Genomic DNA, 24,683 nt, shown 5'->3' with positions numbered 1-24,683 from the left:
TTTTCTGGAAAACAGCCCGAAAACGGAAAAAGCCTCACTGCCAAGGCAGGTGAGGCTTTTCAATAGCAGCAGGAAAGAATTATTCCTGAATACCCGGTACGCCTACGGGCATAGCGCTGTGCCAGTCAAAGTCTGGGGCTTTCTTTTTGGTTGGGGCCAATTCATCTAAGGTGTTGGCATCATACAGACGGCCGTTCCGCATCACGTATTGGATGGTGTTGGTGTTCCGGATGTTCTCCAGCGGGTTCTGGTCCATAATCACCAGGTCGGCCAGTTTGCCGTTCTGGATGGAGCCCAGGTCACCGTCTAAGCCCAACGACTTGGCCCCCAGAATGGTAGCGGTTTTCAAGGCGTTCAGGTTGCTCATGCCGCCAGACTGCATAGACCACAGCTCCCAGTGGTAGCCCAAGCCCTGCAACTGTCCGTGCGAACCTACGCCGGCCAGACCTCCGGCTTTTACCAGGCGGTCTACAAACTGGGCATGCTTGTCAAACACGTGCTCCTCTTTCATAAACCAACCGCTTCTGCGGCGCGATTTCTCGTCCAGCTCCACTTTTGGGGTGAAGTAGTTGAGTTTTTTGTCGTTCACCAGGTCTTCGGTGGCGTAGTAGTAGTTTTCGGCCCATGGGCCGCCGTATGACACCAATAAGGTTGGCGTGTAGGCAATCTGCGACTGGGACACAAACTCCAGCACGTCTTTGTAGAGCGGGAAAACAGGGTACGAATGCTCGTGGCCCGGGTAACCGTCCAGTACTTCAGTGAGGTTCAGTTTGAAATCCAGACCGCCCTCAGTAGTTGGCATCAGGCCCTGCTCTTTGGCGGCCATGATAATCCATTGGCGGTGCTGGCGGTTGCCCACCAGGTACATTTTAATGGTCTTGGTGTTGTAGTACTCTGAATATTGTTTGAGTACGCTCTTGGCGTGGTCAAGGCTCTTGAGGTTATAAGACCAGTAACCCACACCCGGACCAGTGGAGTACACGCGCGGACCAATCATCTTGCCGGTTTCCACCATGTCTGAGTAGGTGAGCACATCAGTAGTGGCGGTTTGCGGGTCACGGGTGGTGGTCACGCCGTAGGCCAGGTTGGCGGCGTAAATCCAGACTTGGTTGGAGTGCACACCCCAGCGCGGCCACATGTGTGCGTGGGTATCTACAAAGCCGGGCGTAATGGTTTTGCCCTTCACGTCTACCACGGTGGCGTTGCCTGCGGTTAACGTACCCGTTTTACCCACCGCCTTGATGCGGTTGTTCTCAATCAGGATGTCGCCGTTTTCAATCACTTCATCGCCGTTCATGGTGATGATGCGGGCACCTTGCAACAAAATATTTCCGGTGGGGATATCACGTGGAACGGTAATGGCGATTCTGGTTTCAATGGGCTTGTAGCCTTCAATCTTCACGGCCTCTTTGGCGCCGGTACTGTCTTTCTTGGCTTCGGTGTCTGGTTTGGCTTCTTTCTTTTTCTCCTCAGCGGCCTCCATTTCACGTTTTTTAGCGAAGGCGGCGTCTAAATTATAGGCGAAGAAGGCATTGCCAATGGACCAATACACAGATTTACCGTCAGAGGACCAGCTAGGGAATTGGCCGCCGATGTCAGTGAGTTTCCAGCTGGGGAATTGCGAACTGGCCACGTCTGCCACCGAGATGGTGGGGGTTTCGCCGCCTACAAACGGAATGGTCACTACGTAAATCTCGTTGTTAATCAAGGCCAGCGCTTTGTCGCCTTTCGGCGATTTAATGACGGTGGTGGCGGTAGAGGCCTGTTGCTGCGGTTCGCGCTCGTTCAGGTGGTGGTTATGGCTCATTTCCTCCTCCAGCATGTCGGCGTAAGACCCAAAGGTGGTGATGCCTTTCACTTTCACGTATGGGCGCTTGTCGGTGCCGTCCCATCTGATGGAAATCAGGCCGTCTGCTGAGCTGTACAGGTAAATACGGTCATCACCCTGCACAAAATGCGGGTTCGCGCCTAGGTTGGCTTTGGTCACAAAGGTGCTGGGTCCGCCTTTGGCGGAAATCCAGTTGATGGTCTGGCGCGAGTCAAACGCCCCCGGCCCCGCCGATTCACGGTAGGTCTGCGCCGAGCCTTTGATGAACACAATTCTATCACCTTTAGGCGACCACACCGGCTCCTGGAAAACCGAGTTCTCCTGCGTGAGCTTCACGGGTTTGCCTTTGCCGGTGGCCGACACTTTGTAGATAGCACCTCCGGTTTTCTCGTGCCACGTCACAAACACCAGTTCCTTGCCGTCTGGCGACCAGGCGGGTTGCGCCTCGGTGAAGTCATTGGTGGTGACACGCTTGGGCGTACCGTTCGGGTACTCGGTGATGTACAGGCGGTCCAGGGCGGTGAAGGCCAGCCGTTTGCCGTCTGGTGACATGGCCGCGTCGCGGATTTGGGTCACCTTCATGGTTTTGTCATCAGAGATGGGGTATTTGAACTCCACCTTCGGGCCGATGGCGATTTTGGTCTCCACCTCAAACGGAATCTCCTTGGCCGCACCGCCGCTCACCGGAATGCGGTAGATTTTTCCGCCGTACGAGGCGATTAACTCTTTGCTGTCGGGCGTGAACGACATGGCTGGTAACACGCCCAGCGGCGCGATGGATTCCTGCTCGTCGCGCTGCACCGGGTAGGCCAGCCACTTCTCATCACCCGATTTCAGGTTCTGCACAATGAGGCCGGTCTGGTTATTATAACGGGTTCCATACACCAGCATAGTACCGTCTGGCGACAACGTAGGAGAAAATGCCGAGCCGTAGCGCGAGTGCGGGTATCGGTTTCACCGGTTTCGCGGTCAAAAGTGGCCAGTTGGTACTGCGGCAGTTGGGCGTTGTAGTTCCAGGCCCCGGTACGGCGGGCGTACCAGATGTAGCGGCTATCGTTGCCAAAGGCGGGCTCTACCGTCTTCAGCGTCTCTGGGGTTTTGATAAGTTGCGTACCGCCGCCGCTGTCTTTGTGGTAAAGGTGCAGTTTCAAATTCCTCCGGCCTTGGGAAACCACCAGGTATTCACCGTCTGGAGTCCACTCGGCGGCCTGAAAGTTCTCGTTTTTGCTCTTGCTGATTTGGCGGGTCTTTTTGGTGGCCAGGTCCATGATCCAGACGTTGTCATTGCCGTCACGGTCAGAGAGGAACACAATAGACTTACCGTCTGGGCTGAAACGCGGCTGTACATCTAAGGCCATGCCGTCGGTGAGTTGTTCGGCCTTGCCGCCGCCTATGGGCAGCAGGTACAGGTCTCCCAGCATACTGAAGATCAATTTACTGCCGTCTGGGTGCACGTCCAGCGCCAGCCAGGACCCTTCATTGGTTTTAAGGTCAATGGTTCTGCCCGCCTCCAGCGGCAGGTCTTTTTTCTCTTCTTTCTTGGGGCTGTCTTTTTTGGCCGGGGCGGGTGCATTCTGAGCCAAAGACGGCTCAGTGAACAGGCCCAGGGTGCAAAGCAGCAGCACGGGTTTCTTCCAGCCAGAGAAATTGCTGGCCAAGAACTGCTTCCTCATAAAAAATTAAGTTTGTTGTAGGTGTGTGTGTTTGGGAGAAGTGAAGGTAAGGACTTTTTATGGGAATAGCGGGATTTTAACATTTGCGGCTGGCCGTATTTCTGAACTCAGCCTTGTCCCCAGCTTTAGTCAAAAATTTCCCTTATGTTTTTGGCCTACTTTGGCTAAAACAGCCCGAAAACGCACTTTCTTCTAAAAACAGAAAGCGGTCAGCTTAGCAAAGCCACCCGCTTTCTGTGCATAGGTGTTTCCATTTTAGGGCTATTTTCAGAAAATCAGGCCGAAAACGAAAGATGTGCCGCTTATTTAGTCTTTAACATTTCCAGAGCCTCTGGCCCTTTCAGCATAGCAATGGCAAAACCAATGATTCCAGCAACTATAATAAACAAAATATACCCCAGTAAGGCCAAACACATTACGCCAATTACCCTCAGCACAATAGATTTCAAGGGTTTGCCTTGGTAGACTTCTTTAAAGAAGAACACCAGGATAACAGGCACCGCCAAGATGGAGATTTGGGTGACCGTATAAAAATCTTCAGGCGAATGCCTGAAAATGAACATGATGGGGTACGCAAAGATGATGCTCACCAAGGTGTAGAAAGACAGGATATAGGCGTTCATGACTACATGCTCATAGTAGTTATGCCCCCATTTCCTGAAAGCGATCTTAGTGGTGAGCGCGAAAAGCGGAACGTACAGCAGCATGAGCATGGAGCTGTAGCTTGACATGAACGAGAGGATAGTCCCAACCAGCCCTGCGTCAACGTTCTGCTGGGCAAAGTATACGGCCATTACCTCTTTCAAGTTCAGCACCTTAAAAGAAAGAAACGTAGCAATACCGCTCAGAACAAACACCAGCAGGATAGGTTTGTAATGGTTTACCCGGTGCCCGTCTATGTATTCTTTAGCGGTTTTACCCGGATTTCTGAGGACGCTCTTTATAGAATATAGCAGACCCTTGTTGGTATGTAGCACCGTGTACTGAAACTCTTCCCAGAGGTAGTGCCGGTCAATTCTCTTGTACTTTTTCTGCCCGCAAACCGCACAGAAATTCCCGGCGAGGGTTTGCTCACAGTTCTTACAGTTCAGCAGCATAACACTCATAAGACCTTAGAGGCTTCTGGCTTTGATTTCTTTGTTTAACAGGCTCCAGTTGATCAACAAAGGCATAAACGCCACGGGCATCATCAAAATAGGAATGAAAACAGCCATAGACATGCGTCCGGAGCCCTTGGTCAAAAAAAGATAGGTTACCGCCGCAATGGCAAGTAAATAAACAACCCCGAAGCCAATAGAAACACCCTTCATGAGTTCACTCCTCTTCAGCAGTTTCTCATCTGTCAACTCTTTGTACGTATTCTTCTGCATATCAATTCTACTTGTAAAAACTCAATTACACTTAGCGGGTCGGGGCTTGTTTTTAGCTCTTTAAAGATACTAACCATCCTCTCACCCATTCTCTTAGGTTCTATTCTAAAACTTAGGCTGAATGGGATTTAAGTAGGCAAAATAATGAATTATGACCAAAAACAGTTATGGCAACATAAAATATAATAATCAGCTAACGTCTAGTGCATGAGGCGTGCAAGGCCGTCGGCCGTAGCATGGCTTATGCACAATGTTAGCTGTAGTTTTTTTTACCAAAAAGCTTTAATCGATTCTATTGTTGGCTCAAGCAAAGAAATTGTTTCCCTTTCCGCTATTTCAGAATATCTTACGCTATTTTGGCTTACAACATCTACTGTTATACAATACTCAGCACTTATTTCATATTTACTTGAAAAGTTTTCAACTAGGTATCTATGTAAACTGTCAGTAAATATTTCTATCTCTTCAAGTTTTAATCCGTTAAGTTTAGATACAAACCAAACTGCTCCGACCTTTTCTACATTCTGTTCTTTGAACGTAAAAATATGTTGAGGTTTTACTTGAACAGGAAGGCCATTTATTTTTATAACATTTTGGTTCCTACTAATATAGTTTAAATCAGCGTTTGGCTTTAAGTTAGATAAATCAAATTCTAAGGAATTGATAAGTATATCAATATTTCTTTGATACATATCTTTTGAAATCTTAGCTGTCGCAACTGCTCTTTTCTCATTTACCTCATCAATTTTATCTGTTATAATTCCTCTGTTATCATCTTTGAAATTTTTGCTAATGGCACTAATTGAAATAGTCCAATAATCACCTCCTTCATCAGATGTTTTCGGCTTTGGGTATTTTATATTATTAATAAAATTACTTTGAGAACCTTTAGTCTTTTTTGTCCTGAATTCTACAATTTTACTTACAGCTATCTTTTCCATGTCGTTATTTGATTGAAGACTAGTTCAATTTACTAAATATTTAATTATCAATATATTTATTAAAATCATTACTGTAAATATATTGGGAAGTAGATTAAAATTACAGCTAACGTCTATGCTAAACGACGCGCTAGGCCGTCGGCCGAAGCGTGACGTTTAGGTGTTGTTATGTGCAGTTGTTTCTTTGCGCCCGCCGCCGATTTCTTATTTTACTTTCTCTGTTTTTGGCCTGATTTCAGGAAAACAGCCCGAAAACGGGAATCAGCCGCAATTCTTTATCCGTCTGTTTTTGGCACGTTTTCAGAAAAAGAAGCCGGAAACGCATTATGAATCGGTCCGTCTGCACACGTTGCCGACAAATTCCTTTTGCTCAAACGCCTGGCCGATCCCTCTACTGCAACATTAGCCGATGAGAGTCGGGCGGCGTTCATTTTCTTTTACTGAGGTAATCTAACGTTTTGCCGGTTCACTTTTGCAGCAATTCCCGATTTTTCGTCGGCTTCTGCTGATTTTATTGCTTGCCGCCGCGAGAACTTCTATTTACAATTGCACATAACGGCTAGTATAAACAACGTGCTAGGCCGTCGGCCTAGCATGGTGTTTATATAATGTTGTACATAGTTTTTCTATTTCCAGCCTGGCCCTATTTGATAATCTTCTATATCGTCTTCTTCTGGATTAAATGGTTTTGGTGGAACATATTCTTCATTTAAGCTTTCTTCGTACATTTTATAAAGTTGATTAATCAAAAAGCCAATACCATCTTCCTTGTCGGGTTCTTTCTCCATTGCCCTTCTAGCACCTTCCCAAAAAATCTGCTGATATTCTTCCTTCATTAATCTTGTGTCAAGTATCCGTGTAACCATTTCGCTTTCAGGTGTAGCTTTAATAAAGCTCCAACCACATTCTATATCTCCTCTATCTTCATCTGGTAGCAAAGACTCTATCCATGCTTTTAATTCTCCTTCTTTACCATCTTCACTTAATTCAAGCATTATTCTTTCAAGAACCCAATCATATCTTGACCACCTAGCATACCAGCTTTCTCCATTTCTAAATTTAATAAAACCTGAGGCCATATATATTTTAAATTATGTACAACGTTCTAAGCTAAACGACGGGCGAGGCCGTCGGCCGAAGGCTGACGTTTAGGTGTTGTTAGCTGTTGTTTTTCTTTATTTGTCCCAGTAATCTTTTATTATAGGAATTCTATTTGTTTTCTTTTTAATTGTCAGGTTGGCTATAACTCCATGTCCAAAACCGCAACTGAAGTTATAGTCGCTGGCTTCATGTTTTATGATTACTCTCTTCTGCTCAAATGTGAAGGTCAGTTTACAGTCGGGATTAACTTCTCCTGGTTCTTTATAAGTATAGATAATCTTGTTGTCCTTATAAGCCAAAGTATCAACGAAAGAGCCAGAGTTGTAGCTTGGATGTCCGACATTATAATAGAAACTAATTGCTGCCAAGTCGTTTTCAATAAGCTTTACATGAATCTCGCCGTGTGAGCCCTTCTCTCCATTTTTAATCTTTTTCGCTTCCAGAATATATGAACCTGTCGGGTCAATTTTTTCTACTTGTCCATATGATGCTACAGATAGCAAAATCAGGACTAGAGTAAGAAAGGCTTTTGAATTCATTATTTTATAAATAACAGCTAACTACCGTATAACCGTCACAATTACGTTTATCACACCTATAGCCGTACCTAAACATACGGTTTACATCCCGTTTCCGGCGGATAAACGTAATTGCACTGCCGAATATAGGATTTAGATCTCTCATAATAAAGCACTTCCCGTTTTCGGCCTCTTTTCCTAAAAACAGCTCAAAAACGCAAGCTTGTATAAACAAAAAAGCGGAGGCAGTTTTCACCGCCTCCGCTCTTCAAAAAATATAATCTCCAGAAAACCGCTTACATTAACGTCTCCGGGTTGCCGTCAGTATCTACGATATCGCTCTGGCGCAGCTGCACCGGCTTGGTTTTCTTGCGCAGTTTCAGGTTGAGCATCTCTACGGCCAGTGAGAAGAACATGGCGAAGTAGATGTAGCCTTTCGGGATATGCGCGTGCAGGGCCTCTACCACCAGCATCACGCCAATGAGAATCAGGAACGACAGGGCCAGCATTTTCACGGTTGGGTGGTTGTTCACAAAATCGCTCACGTACTTGGCAAAGGCCAGCATAATCAGCATGGAGATGATCACCGCCACAATCATCACGCTCACGTGGTCTACCAGACCCACGGCCGTCAAGATAGAGTCAAAGGAGAACACAATGTCTACCAGAATAATCTGAATGATGATTTTGCCCATGGTGGCGTTGCCGCCCTTGGCGCCATGCGTACCTTCTTCCTCACCCTCCAGTTTGTTGTGAATCTCAGTGGTACTCTTGGCCAGCAGGAACAAGCCCCCGCCAAACAGGATGATGTCGCGCCAGGAGACGTCAAAGGGCTCGTCCAGCCACGGCAGGTCCCAGGTGAAGAGCGGCTGGTTGGCGTGCACAATGTAACTGATGAACATCAACAGGATGATCCGGAAGACCAGCGCCAGCAGCAAGCCAATGGTGCGGCCCCGGCCCTGCTGCTCGCGCGGCAGGCGTGACACCACAATAGAGATGAACACAATGTTGTCAATGCCCAGCACCACCTCCATGAAGGTAAGCGTGAGCAGACTGAGCCACACATCTGGGCTGGAGAAAACGTCAAACATAGTTTTAGAAGTAGCGGAAGTGCATAACGGCGTGTACGCCTGCCAACTTTAACGCAGCTGGCAGATACGGGTTAAGCCCAGCCATGGGTGTAGAAAGATTTATAGTACAACTACTGATGCCCGCTTACGATTTCATGTTCACAAACTGCAGCGGAATCCCCAGCTCGGCGCGGCGCAGCATGGCAATCACCTCCTGCAGGTCGTCAATCTTCTTCGCGGTTACGCGCACCTGGTCATCCATGATGGCGGGCGTCACCTTCAGCTTGCTGTCTTTGATCAGTTTCACAATCTTCTTGCCGTCTTCCTTGTCAATGCCGGCGCGCACCTTCACGTCTTTCTTGATCATAGGCCCGCTGGGGAAGGCCTCATTGCTGAAATCAAGGGCGGTGGCGTCTATCTGCTGCTTCACAATCTTGCTCAGAATGATGTCTTCAATCTGGCGCAGGCGCATGTCATTCTCAGTGGTGATGTGCACCACGTTGCTCTTCTTGTCCAGCTCCACGCCGCCCTTGGTGTCTCTAAAGTCAAAGCGGGACTGGATTTCTTTCTTTACAGTATTAATGGCGTTGTCCAGGGTCTGCGGATCAACTTTGCTCACAATATCAAATGATGGCATAACAAAAAGATTAGGTTAAATAATGACCGAATCACCGGCATGTCTTGCTTAAAGCCGTACAAACTTAGTAGATTTAGGCGATTTTACGGACAAAGACAAAAACGCAGTCATGCAAATTATCAAGCCCTCTTCGTTTGACGAGTTTGAGCAATATTACCGCTTACGCTATGAAATGTTACGCAAACCCTGGCACCAGCCGGTAGGCAGCGAGCGCGCCGAAGACGATGACCAGGCCGTGCACCTGATGGCTGTGAACGATGACTCCGGCGAAATCATGGGCGGCTGCCGCGTACACCTGGAGACAGACACGGTGGCGCAGCTCCGGTTTTTGGCCGTGGGGCCCAAGTACCAGAACAAACAGGTAGGCCGCCAGCTCCTGCAGAGAGTAGAAGAAGAGGCCCGCCAACTGGGTGCCAAAGAACTGATTGTGCAGGCCCGGGAGTACGCCAGAAACTTCTACAAGCGCAACGGTTTCATAGAAGAACACCCCACCCACCTGCTGTTTGGCGAGGTGCAGCACTACCAGATGCGCAAACCGCTGTAGGAACTTGCCTCACCTGTTTTTGGGCTATTTTTCAGAAAACAGCCTAAAAACAGGTTCCTCGGTTTCTCTGGCACCTCCCTCCTAGCGTTCCCTCCCGTCCTTCTCCCCTGCGGCATCACGGTTGTCAGGGACAGCCGTTCCTTTCTGCTGCTGCTGGGCCAGCACCGCCTGCAGCTCAGCCCTCAACGCCCGCACCTCCTGGTGCAGCTGGTTTATCTGGGCGGCACCGGCAATCTGGGTCTCCTGGTTGGCCGCGTCACGGTCCAAAAAGAAACTGGCCAGCAGCGCCGTAAAATACCCGAACACGGCAAACCCGTACAGGGCCAGCAGAAAGCACAGCGCCCGCCCCTCAGGTGTCTTCGGCCAATATTCGCTGCCCAGGGAGATCAAGATCATGGCCGTCCACCACAGGGCTTCGCCGAAGGCGGCCAACCCATTTTCCGCCTCACGCTCAAAGGCATACATGCCCGCAGATCCTGCCAGCAGCACGGCCAGCGTGAGCGCCAGCATGTAGCCAAAGCCACGCCGCCCCATAGTGTCCCCCAGGCTTTTCATGCCCCGGTTCAGCGAGCTGAGCACCCGCACCAGCCTGATACCCCGCACCGCCCGTACCGTCCTGAACACCCGTACAAACCGCGCCAGCCTGAATACCCGCAAGGCCGGCACCGCCAGAGAGATCAAGGTCAGCCAGTTGGTCTTCAGGAACGGGAGCTTCTCGGGCGCCAGCACAAACCGCAGCAGAAAGTCCAGAATAAAGACACCCCAGATGCAGTAGTTCACCAGATCCAGCACCGGCCCCAACCCCCGTATAAACTCCACCACCAGCAGCACCAGCCACACAAACCCCAGTACAATCATGGGTCCTTCCATGGCGTGCTGAATGCGGCGCAGCAGTTGCCGCCGCTCTCGGTTCAGGGCTGACTCTACAGGGGGCGGGGTTTCTTTCTCAGGCATAACCAGGCAGGTGTTTCCCTAGCATACGCAGGCCACCGGAGCAGGTATGCACTTAGCGGCTCCGCCGAATACCAACAAAGCATTTCTGTTTTTGCCTGTTTCCCAGAAAACAGGCCAAAAACAGCTTTCCACCTTGATTCCTGCTTTTGTATAACCATACAGATAAACCTACCCCTCTAAGGAATGGAGTTTCATCCCATTTAGGTAATGCCCTTGGTTGGAGAGGCAGGAGCGTCCCATTGGCGTCTTTTTCTGTTCGGGATTTGCCATCCCCAACCCCAGTACCTCCGGATTTATAATACGGGGCGCTTGCAGATCAAACCACAGAAAAAGCGGTTGCGAATCACCTGCATCCAGTATTCCAATCCCACCAAAGCGTATTTATAGTTTAAAGGAATTTGAGCCGTTCTACCGCCACCTAAAAGCAGACGTTTCTCTTCTTACACATGTTGTTGGCAGGTGCCAGCCCAGTAAAACAAAACAATCACAAACCATTTCATATCAGCAATTTACCGACCGCAAGCTTAACAAAACGGTAACCAAACAATAATCATGGGGCAATAGTGCTGGAGTAGCTTTAACGTATAAATGAGCAGAACTTCTGAGGCCTTACAGGCTACCCGGGAACATGGCACACAAACGCTTCTGCCACCTCTATGTATACTATACGCTCCATGAAAACGATCAAATCTTTCCTGCAAAAAGTAGCCTTCCAGGTACTGGTGTACCGGCTGCATTCTTTCTACTCTCCTTTTAAATTGCACTAAGCACCAACGCCTATGGGTATGAAGAAAGTGAAGCTTCACAGAAAGCGGAAGGTAGACGTGGTGGTGATCTCTGATGTACACTTGGGCACGTACGGCTGCCACGCCAAAGAACTGCTGGCCTACCTCAAAAGCATTAAACCCAAAAAGATCATCCTCAACGGAGATATCATTGACATCTGGCAGTTCAGCAAAAACTACTGGCCCACCTCCCACATGCAGGTGGTCAAGTACCTTACCGGCTTAATTGCCAAAGGCGTGCAGGTCACCTACATCACGGGCAACCATGATGAGATGCTGCGCAAGTTTGTGGGCTTCAAGCTGGGTTCGTTCAGTATTCAGAACAAAGAGGTGCTGGAGTTGGACGGGCAAAAGGCCTGGATCTTCCACGGTGATGTCTTTGACGTGACCATGAAGCACTCCAAATGGCTGGCCCGGCTGGGGGCCCACGGCTATGACCTGCTCATCCTGCTCAACAGCCTGGTCAATTTCATATGCCATAAACTGAACCGAAACAAAGTCTCTTTCTCCAGGAGCATCAAAAACCGGGTAAAGAGCGCGGTAAAATTCATCAATGACTTTGAACAGGTCTGCGCCGAGATTGCCATAGAAAACCAGTTCCAGTATGTGGTCTGCGGCCATATTCACCAACCGGAGATCAGGGAAATCGCCAACGGCAAAGGCGCTGTCACCTACCTCAACTCCGGTGACTGGGTAGAGAACCTCACCGCCCTGGAGTATGATGATGGCAAGTGGCACCTCTACCGGCACCAGGAAGACGCCGCCGCGCCCCAGGACCTTCACCACCTGGAAGATGTTACCGCAGAGTCTTTAGACACCAATCAGCTGTTCCTGAACCTGATCTCAGAATTTAACCTAAAACGGGCTTGAGAGTTTTATATGCCATACAAGGCACGGGCAACGGCCACCTGAGCCGCGCCCTAGACCTTGTCCCCCTGCTCCAGAAACGGTGCCAGGTAGACATTCTGGTGAGCGGCTGCCAGGCAGATCTGGCTTTACCTTTTGAGGTGAAATATAGATGCCATGGCCTGAGCTTCATCTTCGGGAAGAAAGGGGGCGTGAACTTTGTCAAGACTTTTGCCCAGCTCCAGACCAAGATGTTTTATGAGCAGGTGCGGGACCTGCCGGTAGAGGACTATGATCTGGTCATCTCTGACTTTGAACCCATCTCGGCGTGGGCCTGCTATTTTAAGAAGAAGCCATGCGTGGCCCTGAGCCACCAAAGTGCGGTTCTGGACCCCAAGGCACCCCAGCCCAAAAAAGATGATTACTTGGGCAGGTTTATCCTGAAGAACTACGCGCCCGCCACGGCCCATTACGGTTTCCATTTTGAACGCTTTTCTAAAAACACCTTTACGCCGGTCATCCGCTCGCAGGTGCGGGAGTTGGAGCCCACTAACCAAGGCCACTATACCGTTTACCTACCGGCCTATGAAGATGAGGTGCTCCTCAAAAAACTTTCTTTTTTTCAGGAGGTGAAGTGGGAAGTCTTCTCCAAGCACAACCAGTTCCCCATCAGGCAGGGTAATATTAACATTAAGCCCATCAATAATGAGCAGTTTGTGCAGAGCATGGCCAGCAGCGCCGGCGTACTGTGCGGGGCAGGTTTTGAAACACCCGCTGAGGCGCTCTACCTGCAGAAAAAGCTGCTGGTGGTGCCCATGAAACGCCAGTATGAGCAGCATTGCAATGCCGCCGCACTGGCCGCCATGGGCGTGCCGGTGATCAAGAGCCTCAAGTCAAAACACCTCCCCACCATTGCCGAATGGCTGGCACACGGGCAGGTAGTTCCCGTACACTACCCCAATGAGACGGAGCAGATCATTGACCTGGTTTTAGAAACCCACGCCGTTCCGGCCGTAGTACACCCATAAAAGCCGCTGATACACCCCTTAGGCTTTTACCAAAACCACAATTTACCTACAGACCCACGGGCCACCCCGGCATGGACAACGAAGCAGCAGCAAATCAAGAAGATTCCCCCTTACAGAAAGAAGATTTCGGGCAAGAATTTAAATGGGGCGTCTCAACGGCAGCCTACCAGATAGAGGGAGCCCACACCGCCGATGGCAAAGGCGCCTCCATCTGGGACGAGTTCACCCAGCGGAAAGGCAAAATCCAACGGGGGCACCACGCTAACCACACCTGTGACTTCTATAACCGCTACCCGCAGGACTTAGAACTTATGCAGGCCCTGCATATTCCCTGCTTCCGGTTTTCCTTCTCGTGGCCCAGAATTATTCCTGAAGGCACCGGTGCCGTGAACACAAAGGGATTAGACTACTATGACCGCCTGCTGGACAACTGCCTGCAACGGAACATTGAACCGTGGGTCACCCTCTATCACTGGGATCTACCGGCAGCGCTGGAGAAACGTGGCGGCTGGGCCAACCGCGACATTGTGAGTTGGTTTCAGGAGTACGTGTCTTTGTGCGCCCAGAAGTTTGGCGATAGGGTTAAGCATTGGATGGTGCTCAACGAACCGATGGCCTTTGTAGGTGCCGGCTACTTTTTAGGCGTGCATGCCCCCGGCCGCCGCGAACTTGGTGCCTTTCTGGCCGCCGCCCACCACGCCAGCCTCTGCCAGGCCGAGGGCGGTAGAATCCTGAAACAACTCCTGCCCCACGCGGAAGTAGGCACCACCTTCTCCTGCTCCCATCTGGAGCCTTACCGCCCGCTGGAGCGTGACCGAAACGCCACCCGCAGGGTAGACGCCCTCTTGAACCGGCTATTCCTGGAACCTTCCTTAGGCCTGGGCTATCCCGTGGCTGATGTACCTTACCTGCGCCGTATAGAAAAGTATTTCGCCCCTGGCGATGAAGCGCGCCTAGCCTTTGACTTTGATTTCATAGGCCTCCAGAACTACACCCGCGAACTGGTCAGATATTCCTTCTTCACCCCCTTTCTGCAAGCCAAACTGGTGCCTGCGCCCAAACGGAAGGTGCCCCACACCGTCATGAAATGGGAAATCCATCCTGAAGCCATCTATCAGGTTCTCAAGAAATACAGTGCGTATGCAGGCGTGAAGAAAATCATCATCACAGAGAATGGGGCAGCGTTTCCAGACACAGTGGTATACGGGCAGGTACACGACCTCCAGCGAAAACAGTACCTGCAGGACCACCTGCAGCAGGTACTCAGAGCCAAGCAGGAAGGCGTGAACGTGCAAGGGTACTTTGTCTGGTCGTTCACAGACAACTTTGAGTGGGCAGAGGGCTATCACCCGCGCTTCGGGTTGGTGTACGTTGACTTTGAGACCCAGCAACGCATTGTCAAAGCGTCCGGCCAATGGTACAGCCAGTTTCTGCAACCCTGATTCCTGAAAAATATCCCCGTTCGCTCACAAGTGTTACCGAAGGGTTACCGGAAGATGAAGCCAGACAATCCGTTTCTCCTACTTTAGCGTTAAAATCACCCGGCTACATCAACTTTCTGTTAAGCTTTGTTTTTGGCTTGTTCCAGCCGGTGGCAGGAGCTTAGCTTTGCACTGTTTGTTTGTAGAAAATGATTAGGACACAGTCGCAGCTCTCTAGCTGCCGTTTGTGTTTACAAGGAGTACCCCTTAAACTTTCAATTACTATAGGCGCTTCCTGCACCTAACACCTCTCCTTTACTTACCCTACAGGAATCCACAGGCTGTATTTTGCTTGCCTTGAGAAGTTACCTCCAGAATACATTACAGTTGTCTCCTATAAATGACCAGATAAACATTAGGCACGCGTGGACCGGCAGGTGTAAACATCCCCCTGCGCCCCCTTCAAAGGGGGAGTATCTACTAGAGTTGTAAGTCACGGAAGTAACTTCCGCGCCATAGAAGTAAAGTAAATGTTTCATTTTGCGTTTTGGGCTGTTTCCGGAAACAGCCCCAAAACGCAAACCTCCTCATCAGTGCCTGCGGGAGCGGGCGACGCAGAAGCCGCAGGCACTGGGAAGGAGCTTAGCGGGAGCACGGACAGACGGCTGAAGTTAGCAGTGCCCGCGGTGGCAATGGAACAGACAGCCCCGGGACAGGTGGGAAAACAAATGAAGCCCCTCCTGTCTGAGCGGCAGCGAGTCAGGGGCTTGTTGATTCTTTTGGTTAGGTTGAATATCAAGAATCAACGTGACAAACCTAAGCAGAGAGAAACAGCAGTTTGAGGCTTGGTTGGAACGGGAGTGGGAGCAAAAGCTTTTGGGCTGAATGGCATTGGAATCTCTGTAAACTCAAATTGCAAAAGAAGGATCAGCAATGCGTATTAACCCACCCCTACCCCTCCGAGGAGGGGAATAATCATCAATGTGTACACTCCTGTGCAAATAGCCACTTTCATCAACTTCAAAGGCAAATATCCGCCAAAGCCCCATTCTATCTTCCTGTTTTCAGCCTGTTTTTCAAAAAACAGCCCAAAAACGCACTTCTTATTGTAGTTACCCTACATATATGTAACCACGGCTATATGAGTTGAGTACAAGTAGCATCACAGGATTTTACCAGCCTATTCACCTTGTCTACGCACGCATTTAAGAAATATACCTTGGGCACCCTCAAAGTGCTCCTCTGGATCATTGGCATTATTCTGGCCTTGGTGCTCCTGCTGTTGGTGGCACTGCAGTTTCCCACAGTACAGGACTTTGCCGCCCGCAAAGCCGAAAACTATCTGCAAGGCAAAATTGGCACCGAGGTGCGCATTGGCAAGTTCCGGAGCGACTTCCGCAAAGACATCCTGCTGGAAGACGTGTACCTGGAAGACCAAAAAGGCGACACCCTCTGGTACTCAAAACATCTGGCGGCCAATCTGGACCTCTTCGGTCTCATTAAATCAAACGTGGCGCTCCACTCCCTGGAGCTGCACAACGCCACGCTGCACGTGCAGCGCACCCTGCCAGACAGCACCTTCAACTTTGACTACATTCTGGCCGCCTTCGCCACCACCCCGCCAGACACTACCGTCACTGACACCACCAGTGCCGGCTTTACCTATGACATTGGCACCATTGACCTGCAGAACATCTACCTCACCTACCGTGACCAGGTGAACGGCCAGAACGTGGCCACCCGCGTGGGCGCTCTGAACGTGGAGATGGACGAGCTGGACCTTACCAAGGAAATCTACCGTATTGAGAACATCGCGCTGCGCGATACGTGGGTAGACATGGTGCAGACCAAAGTTCCGCCAGAGGGCGAACAGGAACCGCTTACCATGCAGTTCGGGCTGAACACGGTGGCCCTTGACCGCGTGAAACTCAAGTACCGCAACGGCGTGGCCCGGCAATTCATAGACGTGAACCTGGGCAAGGCGCGGCTAGACGCCGATAACATTGACCTGCAGAAAACCCGCATTGACCTGGCCAGCCTGGAGCTGCACAACAGCACCCTGGCCTACGCCCAAAACGCCGACATGCCCGCTGAGTACCGCGTGGTCAACCCCAAAGAAGCCATTGAGGCGCTGGAAGAAGCCGTGGAGAAAACCGGCCAGCCGGCCAACTGGGTGGTTACGCTGGACAACCTGAACATCACAGGTGTAGATGCGGTTTTTGACAACTATGACCAGCCCCGCCAGGCCCGGGGCATGGACTATAACCACCTGCAGGCCCGCAACCTGAACGTACAGCTCAATGATCTGTTCTTCAGCAACAACCGCACCACCGCCCAGCTGGAGAACCTGAGTTTTCAGGAGAAGAGCGGGTTTCAGGTGCAGCAGTTCACCGCCGGCATTCTGTTTGACTCGGTACAGACCGAACTCACTGATTTAGTTCTGCAAACCGGCAACAGCCGCATTGCCCGCCGCCTCAAAGTAGGCTACCCGTCACTGGAAACTGCCGCAGATGACCTGAGCAAACTCACCCTGAGCGCAGATTTTCAGAACACCTACATTGGCTTTGAAGACATTGCCCTGCTGCAACCCGCCTTGGCCAAACAGCCGCCGTTGGCGGGCAACCTGAACCAGAGCGTGCGCCTGAGTGGGCAGGTAGACGGCCGCATGGACAACCTCTTGGTGAATAACCTGCGGGTGAGCGGTTGGCGCAATACAGAACTGGCCGCCAGCGGAAGAATACGAGGCTTGCCCAACGTAGACAACCTGCTGGCCAACGTAAAGATCAACCGGTTCCACACCACCGCCGCAGACATCAAATCATTATTGCCGGCCGGTACGTTGCCCGCCAACATTACGCTGCCGCCGTCCATAGACCTGGAGGGTACCTTCAGCGGCAGCACCACCGCATTTGATGTGAATGCCACCTTGCGCACCAGCTTCGGGAATGCCGTGGCCAACATTGACATGGAACCGGGGCGGGCGCCGGGCCAGGAACGTATTCAGGGCAACGTGCGCCTTCTGCGCTTTGACGTAGGCAAACTGATTCAAAATCCGGCCTTGGGCCGAGCTACGTTGGTAGCCAACATCAATGGCACCGGTCTGGCCCCTGAGAACATGGTGGCCCGCATAGACGGGGCCGTGCAGAGCCTGGAGTACAACGGCTACGCCTACCGCAACATTGACCTGGATGTAGATGTAAACCGCAACCGCTATGACATCAAAGCCCTCAGCAGCCGTGATGAGAACATTGCCTTCAGCCTGAACGGGGTAGTGAACCTGCGCGGGGAGCAGCCTGATTTTCAGGTGGCCGCCAACATCAGCCACATTGATTTTCAAGCCATCAAGCTATATAGTGAGGATTTACGCTTGCGCGGAAGAATTGAGGCCAACATGACGGGAGCAGACGCCAACAGCCTCAACGGAACCGTGGTGGCCTATGACGCGGCCGTGACCACAAACAACCAACTCATTCCCATTGACACGCTGAACCTGGCGCTGGTGCAGCGGCCGGGGCAGACACAGGTACGTCTGTTATCTGACATCTTAACCGCCAACCTTGATGGTAACATTGCCCTGGGCAATCTGGCGCCGGAGCTTATCAACCACATCAGCCGGTACTATGACATGGGCAACGGCCCCTACCGGGCATCGGCTACGCCGCAGCAGTTTACGTTTGGCATGGCGCTGCACAAGCCCAGAGTCATTGCCGCCTTTGTACCGGGACTCAGGAGAATTCAGCTGGACACGCTCTACGGTTCTTATGACAGCCGAACCGCCAACTTAGAGGTGCACGGCCTGTTGCCGCGCATCAGGTACAGCGGCTACCGGTTAGACTCGCTCACCCTGAATGTAGACTCCAACCCTGACCAGTTGAATTATGCGGTAAGGGCAGAACGAGTGCGGCAAGATACCACCTTCAGGGTGAACAACCTTGTGCTGGCCGGCAACGTGCAAGACAACATAGTGGCGGCCAGGGCGGCTAACATGAGCGCCGGGGGCGAAGAAGAAACCGCCATTGGCGTGCAGTTAAAGCAGTTGGCCAATGCCCTTGAGGTGAACATCTCGCCAGACCTGGTGATCAACCGGGATAAGTGGGCAGTATCACCGAACAATTTTGTGCGCTATTATACCGCCTCAGGCGCGGTGGTGGCCAATAATCTGCAGCTGTCTAACGGGCCGCAGTCCATTGCGCTGCAAAGCCAGAACGCAAATAACCAGAATTCGCCGCTCAACGTGAATATCCAGAACCTGGACCTTGGGTACTTAGCCCGCGCCGTCACGCAAGATGACAGTCTGCTGGCCGGGCAACTGAACGGGCAAGCCACTATCAATGACCTGGCCGGCACCATGAGTTTCACCGCTGACATGGACCTGACGGGGCTCCGCTACCAGAACAACCCCGTGGGTGATATTGCTGTTGAAGCGCGTAACACCACCGCTAACCGCTATGACGTGAACGCCCGCCTTACCGGCAACGGCAACAATGTAGCGGTGACGGGTTATTATCTGGCCACTGAAGGTCAGCCTTTGTCTTTTGATGTAACCTTAGACCAGTTGAATCTGGCCAGCGTGCAACCGTTCACCCAAGGCATGCTCAAAGACATGAGCGGCGGTTTAGGCGGTACCGTGGCAGTGCGGGGCAGCGCCAGCAGCCCAAATATTCAGGGGGATCTGCAGTTCCAGAACGCCTCTTTCAACGTGGCCATGCTCAACTCCACCTACCGCATTCCAGATGAGCGGCTGGTGGTGAACAATGAAGGCATTCAGTTTAACCAGTTCTCCCTGGTTGATTCGCTGGGCAATGAGGCGGTGATCAACGGGGCCATTCTCACCACCAATTTCATTGACTACCGCTTTAACCTGCGGGCCACCACAGATAACTTCCTGGCCATGAACAGCACCGCGGCCGACAACCCGCTGTACTACGGCACCGTGTTCCTGGACAGTGACACCCGCATTACCGGCGACCTGAACGTGCCCGTGATCAACACCAACGTGAAAGTGGCGCCTAACTCCACCTTCACCTACGTGATGCCAGATGAGCCCACCAGCGTGAACCGCGAAGGCATTGTGGTCTTTGTAGACGTTGACAGTACCCGTAACCGCCGCCTGAGAAGGCAGAAAGAACTAGACACGCTAGATGCCGAGGTGTCAGGGATTGAGATGGCCATGACCCTGGAGCTCACAGATGAAACACCTATCAACGTGATTGTAGACCCCAACGCCGGTGACCAACTCACCATCAGGGGCAACACTACTTTGAATCTGGGCTATGACGTGACAGAGAACATCACGCTCACCGGCCGCTTTGACGTAACCGAGGGCTCGTATGAGATGAGCCTGTATGAGCTGGTGGAACGACGTTTTGAATTCTCGCCAGAAAGTTACGTGGTCTGGACGGGAGACCCGTACACCCCAGATGTCAACGTCACGGCAATCTACAAGGTAGATGCCGCGCCGTATGAGCTCATTGCCAACCAAGATCCTAATCCGGCACCGCAGTTCCGGCAGAAGATGCCGTTTGAGGTACACCTGAACATGTCTGGTGAACTGATGAACCCTGCCATTTCCTTCAGCATTGCGATGGAAGAAAACGCCCGCGGCGATGCCGAGATAGAGGCCCGTCTGGAACAGTTGAACCAGCCCACGCAGGAGTCTGAGCGTACCAAGCAGGTATTCTCATTGCTGGTACTGGGTAGGTTCATGGCACCAGACCCGCTGGCCTCGTCGGGCGGCGGTGGCATCAACAGCGCCCTGCGCGGCAGCGCCAGCAAGGTACTCTCAGACCAGCTGAACAACCTCACCGGGAAATACCTGGGCGGACTTGGACTAGATCTGGGGCTGAACACCTATGATGACTATTCTACCGGCGAAGGGCAAAGCCGCACTGATCTGAACGTGGCGCTGCAGCAGCAGCTGCTCAATGACCGGCTCACCGTGCGCTTCGGGACAGACATCAACCTGGAGGGCAGCGGCCAGAGTTCAGCCTCTGGTGCCAGCGGCTTTGCCGGTGACGTGCTGGTGGAGTACTCGGTGCTGCCAGACGGCAGGCTGCGGCTGCGGGCGTTCCGTCAGAATTCATATGAGGGCTTCTTAGACGGGCAGTTGCAGCGCACGGGCCTCTCCCTCATCTTCGTCAAAGACTATGACAACCTAGCTGAACTTTTCAAAAACACAGGCAAAGCAAAATAATGACCCTGACCTTCTTCCATAATCGTTCCCGCGCTGCCGCCGCCTCTTGCACCGGTGCCCTTTTTCTGGCGCTCCTGCTGCTGGCGGGCTGTAGCGGCATTAAAAGTGTTCCGCAGGGCGATTATCTCTACACTGGCGGTGATATCAAAGTCACCTCGCCTTACCCGGAAACAGACACCAAAGCGGCAGAGGCAGAATTGGCAGACGCCATCAGGCCCAAGCCGAACACCTCTTTTTTAGGTATGCGCCCCAAGCTGGCCATCTACAGCGCCATGGGCGGCAACAAGGAAACCAAAGGCATCAAGAACTGGATCAAAACCCGTCTGGGGGAGCCGCCGGTACTGTTGAGTGAGGCGTATCCGGCCCGCGTGCGCAGCCAAATGATCAACCGGCTGTACAACATTGGTTATTTCCAGCCAGAGCTGGCCCACACCGTTGACAGCACCAGCAAGCGCAAGATGGCGCAGGTGCACTATACCGCCACGGTGGGCAAACAATATACCATTCAGCAGATCCAGTACCCGCAGGGGCAGGACAGCCTGGCCATCAGGATCAGGGCTACCGAGCCGCAGAGCCTGCTCAAGGTCAACAACCCGTACAACCTGGAGACGCTCATTGCCGAACGCATACGCATTGATGCCGCGCTCAAGGAACAGGGCTACTTCTTCTTTGACGAAGGCTACCTCATCTTTCACGTAGACAGCACCCAGCAGAACAAGGTGAACATTTATGTGCGTATCAAAGAAGACGCCCCAGACAAGGCGTTGATTCCCTACAAATACAACCAAGTCTCTGTCTTTTCAGATTACTCTATTGGTGACAGCCTGGGCTCCGCTTCGTTACCCCCGGTGCAGTTTGAAGACTATCTGTATTACCCAGATGAGAAGACGTTCAAAGCCAAGGCCATTCTTAACGCGGTGTTTATCAAGAATGACGATTACTACTCCCGCAGAAGGCACCTGCAGACCATTAACCGTCTCATGGACCTGGGCACGTTTAAGTTTGCCGAGGTGCGGTTTGAGCCTCTGGATTCTGTGGGCACCAACGGCCTGCTCAACGCAGACATTCTCCTGACCCAAGCCAAGAAGAAATCTGTTAGGCCCGAGGTGCAGATGGTGACCAAGTCAAACGGCTACGCCGGGCCGGGCATCAACATCAACTTTAGGAACCGGAACGCCCTGCGCGGCGCAGAACTGCTCATGCTCAACCTGGTGGCCTCGTTTGAGAACCAGACCAGCGGCACCGCCGAACGCCCCGCCGGCCTCACCTCCTATGAGTTTGGGGCAGACGCCGAAATGCAGATCCCGCGCATCATCTCACCGTTTGACATCAGGATCTCCAACAGCATGTACCAGCCGCGTACGCGGTTCATGGCCGGTTTCCGGTTCATTGACCGCCGCGAATACTTCCAGCAGAACTCGTTTAACTTTGAGTACGGCTACTCCTGGAAACAGCGCGCCACCACAGAGATCCAGATCAACCCGGTGCAGGTCATGTTTGCCCGTCTGGTTGACTCTACTGAGGCATTCAGCAGAATCTTGCGTGACCGCCCGTTCCTGGCCCGCAGCTTTGACCAGCAGTTCATCATTGGCGGTAACTACCGGTTCACCTATAACACCCAGGGCATACAGGGGCGCAAGCACCAGTTCTACATCAGCCCCGGCATTGACCTCTCCGGCGGCTTGTGGGGTTTGTTTTTCAGGGCCAAGAATGGCCGACCGGCAGATCCGGAAGACCCTAACACATTGGCCGGCCAAGCCATTTCGCAGTACGTGAAGACAGACCTGGAGACCCGCTATTATTTCAACATTACAGACAAACTGGTGCTGGCCACCCGCCTGATTGGCGGCGTGGGTATTCCCTACGGAAACTCTACCGTGCTGCCGTACATCAAGCAATATGGTATTGGGGGCCCCAACAGTATCAGGGCGTTCCCCGCCCGCGGCATTGGCCCCGGGGTGTATGAGCCCACCCGCAACCTGAACACAGATGATCCCGTGGCGCAGAGCTTCTCGTTCTTTGACCAGACCGGTGACATACGTATTGAAGGCAACGCCGAATTCCGGTTCCCGCTCCTGGACCCGTACCTGAAAGGGGCTGTTTTTGTAGACGCCGGTAACGTCTGGTTGATCAATGAAGATCCAGACCGCCCAGGCGCCAAGTTCTCCGGCAACTTCATGAGTCAGCTGGCCGTGGGCGCCGGCGCCGGGGTGCGGGTTGACGTGCAGTTTTTTGTGCTTCGGTTTGATCTGGCCTTCCCGCTCCGGGACCCCAACTACCCCAACAACGACCGCCCCAAAAGCGGCCTCTTTGGCAGCGGTGTGCTAAACCTGGCCATTGGCTATCCTTTCTAGACCTGCTGCTTTGCGTTAAGACACAAGTCTGTTTTGGGGCTGTTTTTCAGAAAACAGCCCCAAAACAGACTTTACCTCATACCTGGCAGACAGGGCAGAAGTACGTGGCGCGGCCGCCCACATACTCTTTCTCAATGCGGCTCTGGCAGTGCGGGCAGTGCAGGTGGGCTTCTGCTACCGGTGAGGCGGGTGCGGTGTCCCATTCGCGGGCGTGAATGAGGTAGTGGGCGGGAAAATCGCGGTAGATAGCCTCTGCCTGTACGGCGGTTTCCAGCACTTCCCTGATAGCGGCGGCCAGGCGATCAATTTCCTCTGCGCTCAGGCGGTTGGCGGGGCGCTCGGGGTGCAGGCGGGCCTGGAACAGAACTTCATCGGCAATCCAGTTGCCCACGCCGGGGGCAATGCGCTGGTCCAGCAGCAGGGGTTTGATGGGCGCTTTCTTGTTGGCCAAGCCTTTGGCCAATTCTTCAGCGGTGAGGGTGAGCGCGTCTGGCCCCAGTTTCTTCTGCTTTCTGAACTCGTCTACGCTCTGCGTGAGACCCAGCCGGCCAAACTTGCGGGAGTCTACAAAGGCAAACCTGAACCCGTTCTGGAAAAGGAAAACGGCCCGGGCAAAACGGGGCGTCTCGGCGGCATCACGGTAATAGGCCACATCACCCGTCATCCCGAAGTGCATGGTCACGAGCACGCCTTTCTCTGTCTCCAGAAACAGCTGCTTGCCAATGCGGTGGGTGCCGGTGAACTGGTTGCCAATCAAAGCCCGCCTAAATTCGTCCAAATCTACCTGCAGCTGGCGGTTGGGGTCTTGCACCTCCACTTCGGCAATGGGTTGGCAGAGGCAGGTTTCATCAATAAAACGGCGGTAGGTTTCTACTTCGGGTAGTTCAGGCATGGCGGCAGGAATTACGTTTTTGGCCTGTTTTTCAGAAAACAGGCCGAAAACAGCTTCTGGTTGAACAGGCAAATCTGCTGAATGTTACGCAAAAAGTGTTGTTACGTGCACCGCAGCCCCTCCCCCATCCTGAGTTTCTGCCCCCGGTTCCCCGCATAGCCGTTCCGTCTTATTTTTCGGCAGTGCCGCAACGGGTGGCGCGGCAGACAGGCGCGGCCACGCACGTTGAGAATACCGCTCTTGAAGAATCATGGCGCACCCGCAAAGCCAGACCACCACCTGTGCAGGGGGGGCCGCACGGGCAGAAAGAGGGGCCGCCGCAGAAACCTTCGCCGCCGCCTCTCTTGCTTTGCGGGTAGGCTGTAACCGGGGCAGCTCCCTACCCGCCCGGCATCTATGCGGCCTAGTCCCCATTGGCCTTGCCCGAACTTTTCAACTGGTGCTGTTTTGGGTCTGTTTTCAGAAAAATAGGTCAAAAACGCGGGGCAGGTGGTACGGTTTTGTTAGATTTGCTTTGAACGAGATGTA

At 52.4% G+C, this 24,683-nt stretch carries 17 protein-coding genes; 6 read left to right on the top strand and 11 right to left on the bottom strand.

The window, feature by feature from the left end; translation table 11 throughout:
* Positions 1–79 precede the first annotated feature (79 nt).
* The 9 genes from A8O25_RS16360 to A8O25_RS16325 form a co-directional block, all read right to left on the bottom strand.
* The gene (locus A8O25_RS16360) at positions 80–2,719 is read right to left on the bottom strand and encodes an amidohydrolase family protein (protein WP_241499058.1); all 2,640 of its coding nucleotides are present in this window, start codon (positions 2,717–2,719) and stop codon (positions 80–82) included.
* Complete coding sequence (locus A8O25_RS23885; RefSeq protein WP_241499057.1) at positions 2,662–3,501, bottom strand: TolB family protein; 840 nt, start codon at positions 3,499–3,501, stop codon at positions 2,662–2,664. Before A8O25_RS23885 ends, A8O25_RS16360 begins: the two co-directional genes overlap by 58 nt.
* Positions 3,502–3,803: 302 nt before the next feature.
* The gene (locus A8O25_RS16355; RefSeq protein ID WP_066836873.1) at positions 3,804–4,607 is read right to left on the bottom strand and encodes a DUF3667 domain-containing protein; all 804 of its coding nucleotides are present in this window, start codon (positions 4,605–4,607) and stop codon (positions 3,804–3,806) included.
* 6 nt (positions 4,608–4,613) lie between these two features.
* A complete protein-coding gene (locus A8O25_RS16350) occupies positions 4,614–4,871 on the bottom strand; it encodes a hypothetical protein (RefSeq protein WP_066836870.1) in 258 nt (85 codons plus the stop codon).
* 269 nt (positions 4,872–5,140) lie between these two features.
* Entirely contained in the window at positions 5,141–5,812 is a 672-nt protein-coding gene (locus A8O25_RS16345) for a hypothetical protein (protein ID WP_066836866.1), read from the bottom strand.
* Positions 5,813–6,438: 626 nt separating this feature from the next.
* Positions 6,439–6,891: a hypothetical protein gene (locus tag A8O25_RS16340; RefSeq protein ID WP_153042799.1), complete on the bottom strand. Its 453-nt coding sequence runs from the start codon at positions 6,889–6,891 to the stop codon at positions 6,439–6,441.
* Between the two features lie 96 nt (positions 6,892–6,987).
* Positions 6,988–7,452 carry a hypothetical protein gene (locus tag A8O25_RS16335; RefSeq protein ID WP_066836862.1) on the bottom strand — a complete coding sequence of 155 codons (465 nt, stop codon included), beginning with the start codon at positions 7,450–7,452 and terminating at the stop codon, positions 6,988–6,990.
* A 275-nt stretch (positions 7,453–7,727) separates the two neighbouring features.
* Positions 7,728–8,522, bottom strand: a complete 795-nt coding sequence (locus tag A8O25_RS16330; RefSeq protein WP_066836861.1) for a TerC family protein — start codon at positions 8,520–8,522, stop codon at positions 7,728–7,730.
* Positions 8,523–8,646: 124 nt separating this feature from the next.
* Positions 8,647–9,138 (bottom strand): YajQ family cyclic di-GMP-binding protein, encoded by a 492-nt coding sequence (locus A8O25_RS16325; protein ID WP_066836859.1) that lies wholly within the window; start codon positions 9,136–9,138, stop codon positions 8,647–8,649.
* A 109-nt stretch (positions 9,139–9,247) separates the two neighbouring features.
* Between A8O25_RS16325 and A8O25_RS16320 the strand changes: the two genes are divergently transcribed.
* Positions 9,248–9,682: a GNAT family N-acetyltransferase gene (locus tag A8O25_RS16320; RefSeq protein ID WP_066836856.1), complete on the top strand. Its 435-nt coding sequence runs from the start codon at positions 9,248–9,250 to the stop codon at positions 9,680–9,682.
* Positions 9,683–9,763: 81 nt separating this feature from the next.
* Here the strand turns inward: A8O25_RS16320 and A8O25_RS16315 are convergent, their stop codons facing one another.
* Positions 9,764–10,636, bottom strand: a complete 873-nt coding sequence (locus A8O25_RS16315; RefSeq protein WP_066836853.1) for an ion transporter — start codon at positions 10,634–10,636, stop codon at positions 9,764–9,766.
* Between the two features lie 785 nt (positions 10,637–11,421).
* Between A8O25_RS16315 and A8O25_RS16310 the strand changes: the two genes are divergently transcribed.
* From A8O25_RS16310 to tamL, 5 genes are all read left to right on the top strand, one after another.
* Complete coding sequence (locus A8O25_RS16310; RefSeq protein WP_066836882.1) at positions 11,422–12,291, top strand: UDP-2,3-diacylglucosamine diphosphatase; 870 nt, start codon at positions 11,422–11,424, stop codon at positions 12,289–12,291.
* Positions 12,288–13,295 (top strand): glycosyltransferase family protein, encoded by a 1,008-nt coding sequence (locus tag A8O25_RS16305; RefSeq protein ID WP_066836844.1) that lies wholly within the window; start codon positions 12,288–12,290, stop codon positions 13,293–13,295. Before A8O25_RS16310 ends, A8O25_RS16305 begins: the two co-directional genes overlap by 4 nt.
* Positions 13,296–13,366: 71 nt before the next feature.
* Positions 13,367–14,737, top strand: a complete 1,371-nt coding sequence (locus tag A8O25_RS16300; protein WP_066836841.1) for a GH1 family beta-glucosidase — start codon at positions 13,367–13,369, stop codon at positions 14,735–14,737.
* A gap of 1,168 nt (positions 14,738–15,905) precedes the next feature.
* Positions 15,906–20,909: a translocation/assembly module TamB domain-containing protein gene (locus tag A8O25_RS16290; protein ID WP_153042797.1), complete on the top strand. Its 5,004-nt coding sequence runs from the start codon at positions 15,906–15,908 to the stop codon at positions 20,907–20,909.
* Positions 20,909–23,263 carry a translocation and assembly module lipoprotein TamL gene (gene tamL / locus A8O25_RS16285; protein WP_066836835.1) on the top strand — a complete coding sequence of 785 codons (2,355 nt, stop codon included), beginning with the start codon at positions 20,909–20,911 and terminating at the stop codon, positions 23,261–23,263. The genes A8O25_RS16290 and tamL overlap by 1 nt, the downstream gene beginning before the upstream one ends.
* A 76-nt stretch (positions 23,264–23,339) precedes the next feature.
* On the opposite strand, the gene mutM is transcribed toward tamL, so the two are convergent.
* Positions 23,340–24,155 carry a DNA-formamidopyrimidine glycosylase gene (gene mutM, locus A8O25_RS16280; RefSeq protein ID WP_066836880.1) on the bottom strand — a complete coding sequence of 272 codons (816 nt, stop codon included), beginning with the start codon at positions 24,153–24,155 and terminating at the stop codon, positions 23,340–23,342.
* Between the last annotated feature and the right edge of the window lie 528 nt (positions 24,156–24,683).

This window comes from Rufibacter ruber (assembly GCF_001647275.1).
Lineage (GTDB): Bacteria > Bacteroidota > Bacteroidia > Cytophagales > Hymenobacteraceae > Nibribacter > Nibribacter ruber_C.
Note: the sequence above shows the minus strand (reverse complement) of the source record. Positions and strands in the feature narration are given on the sequence as shown.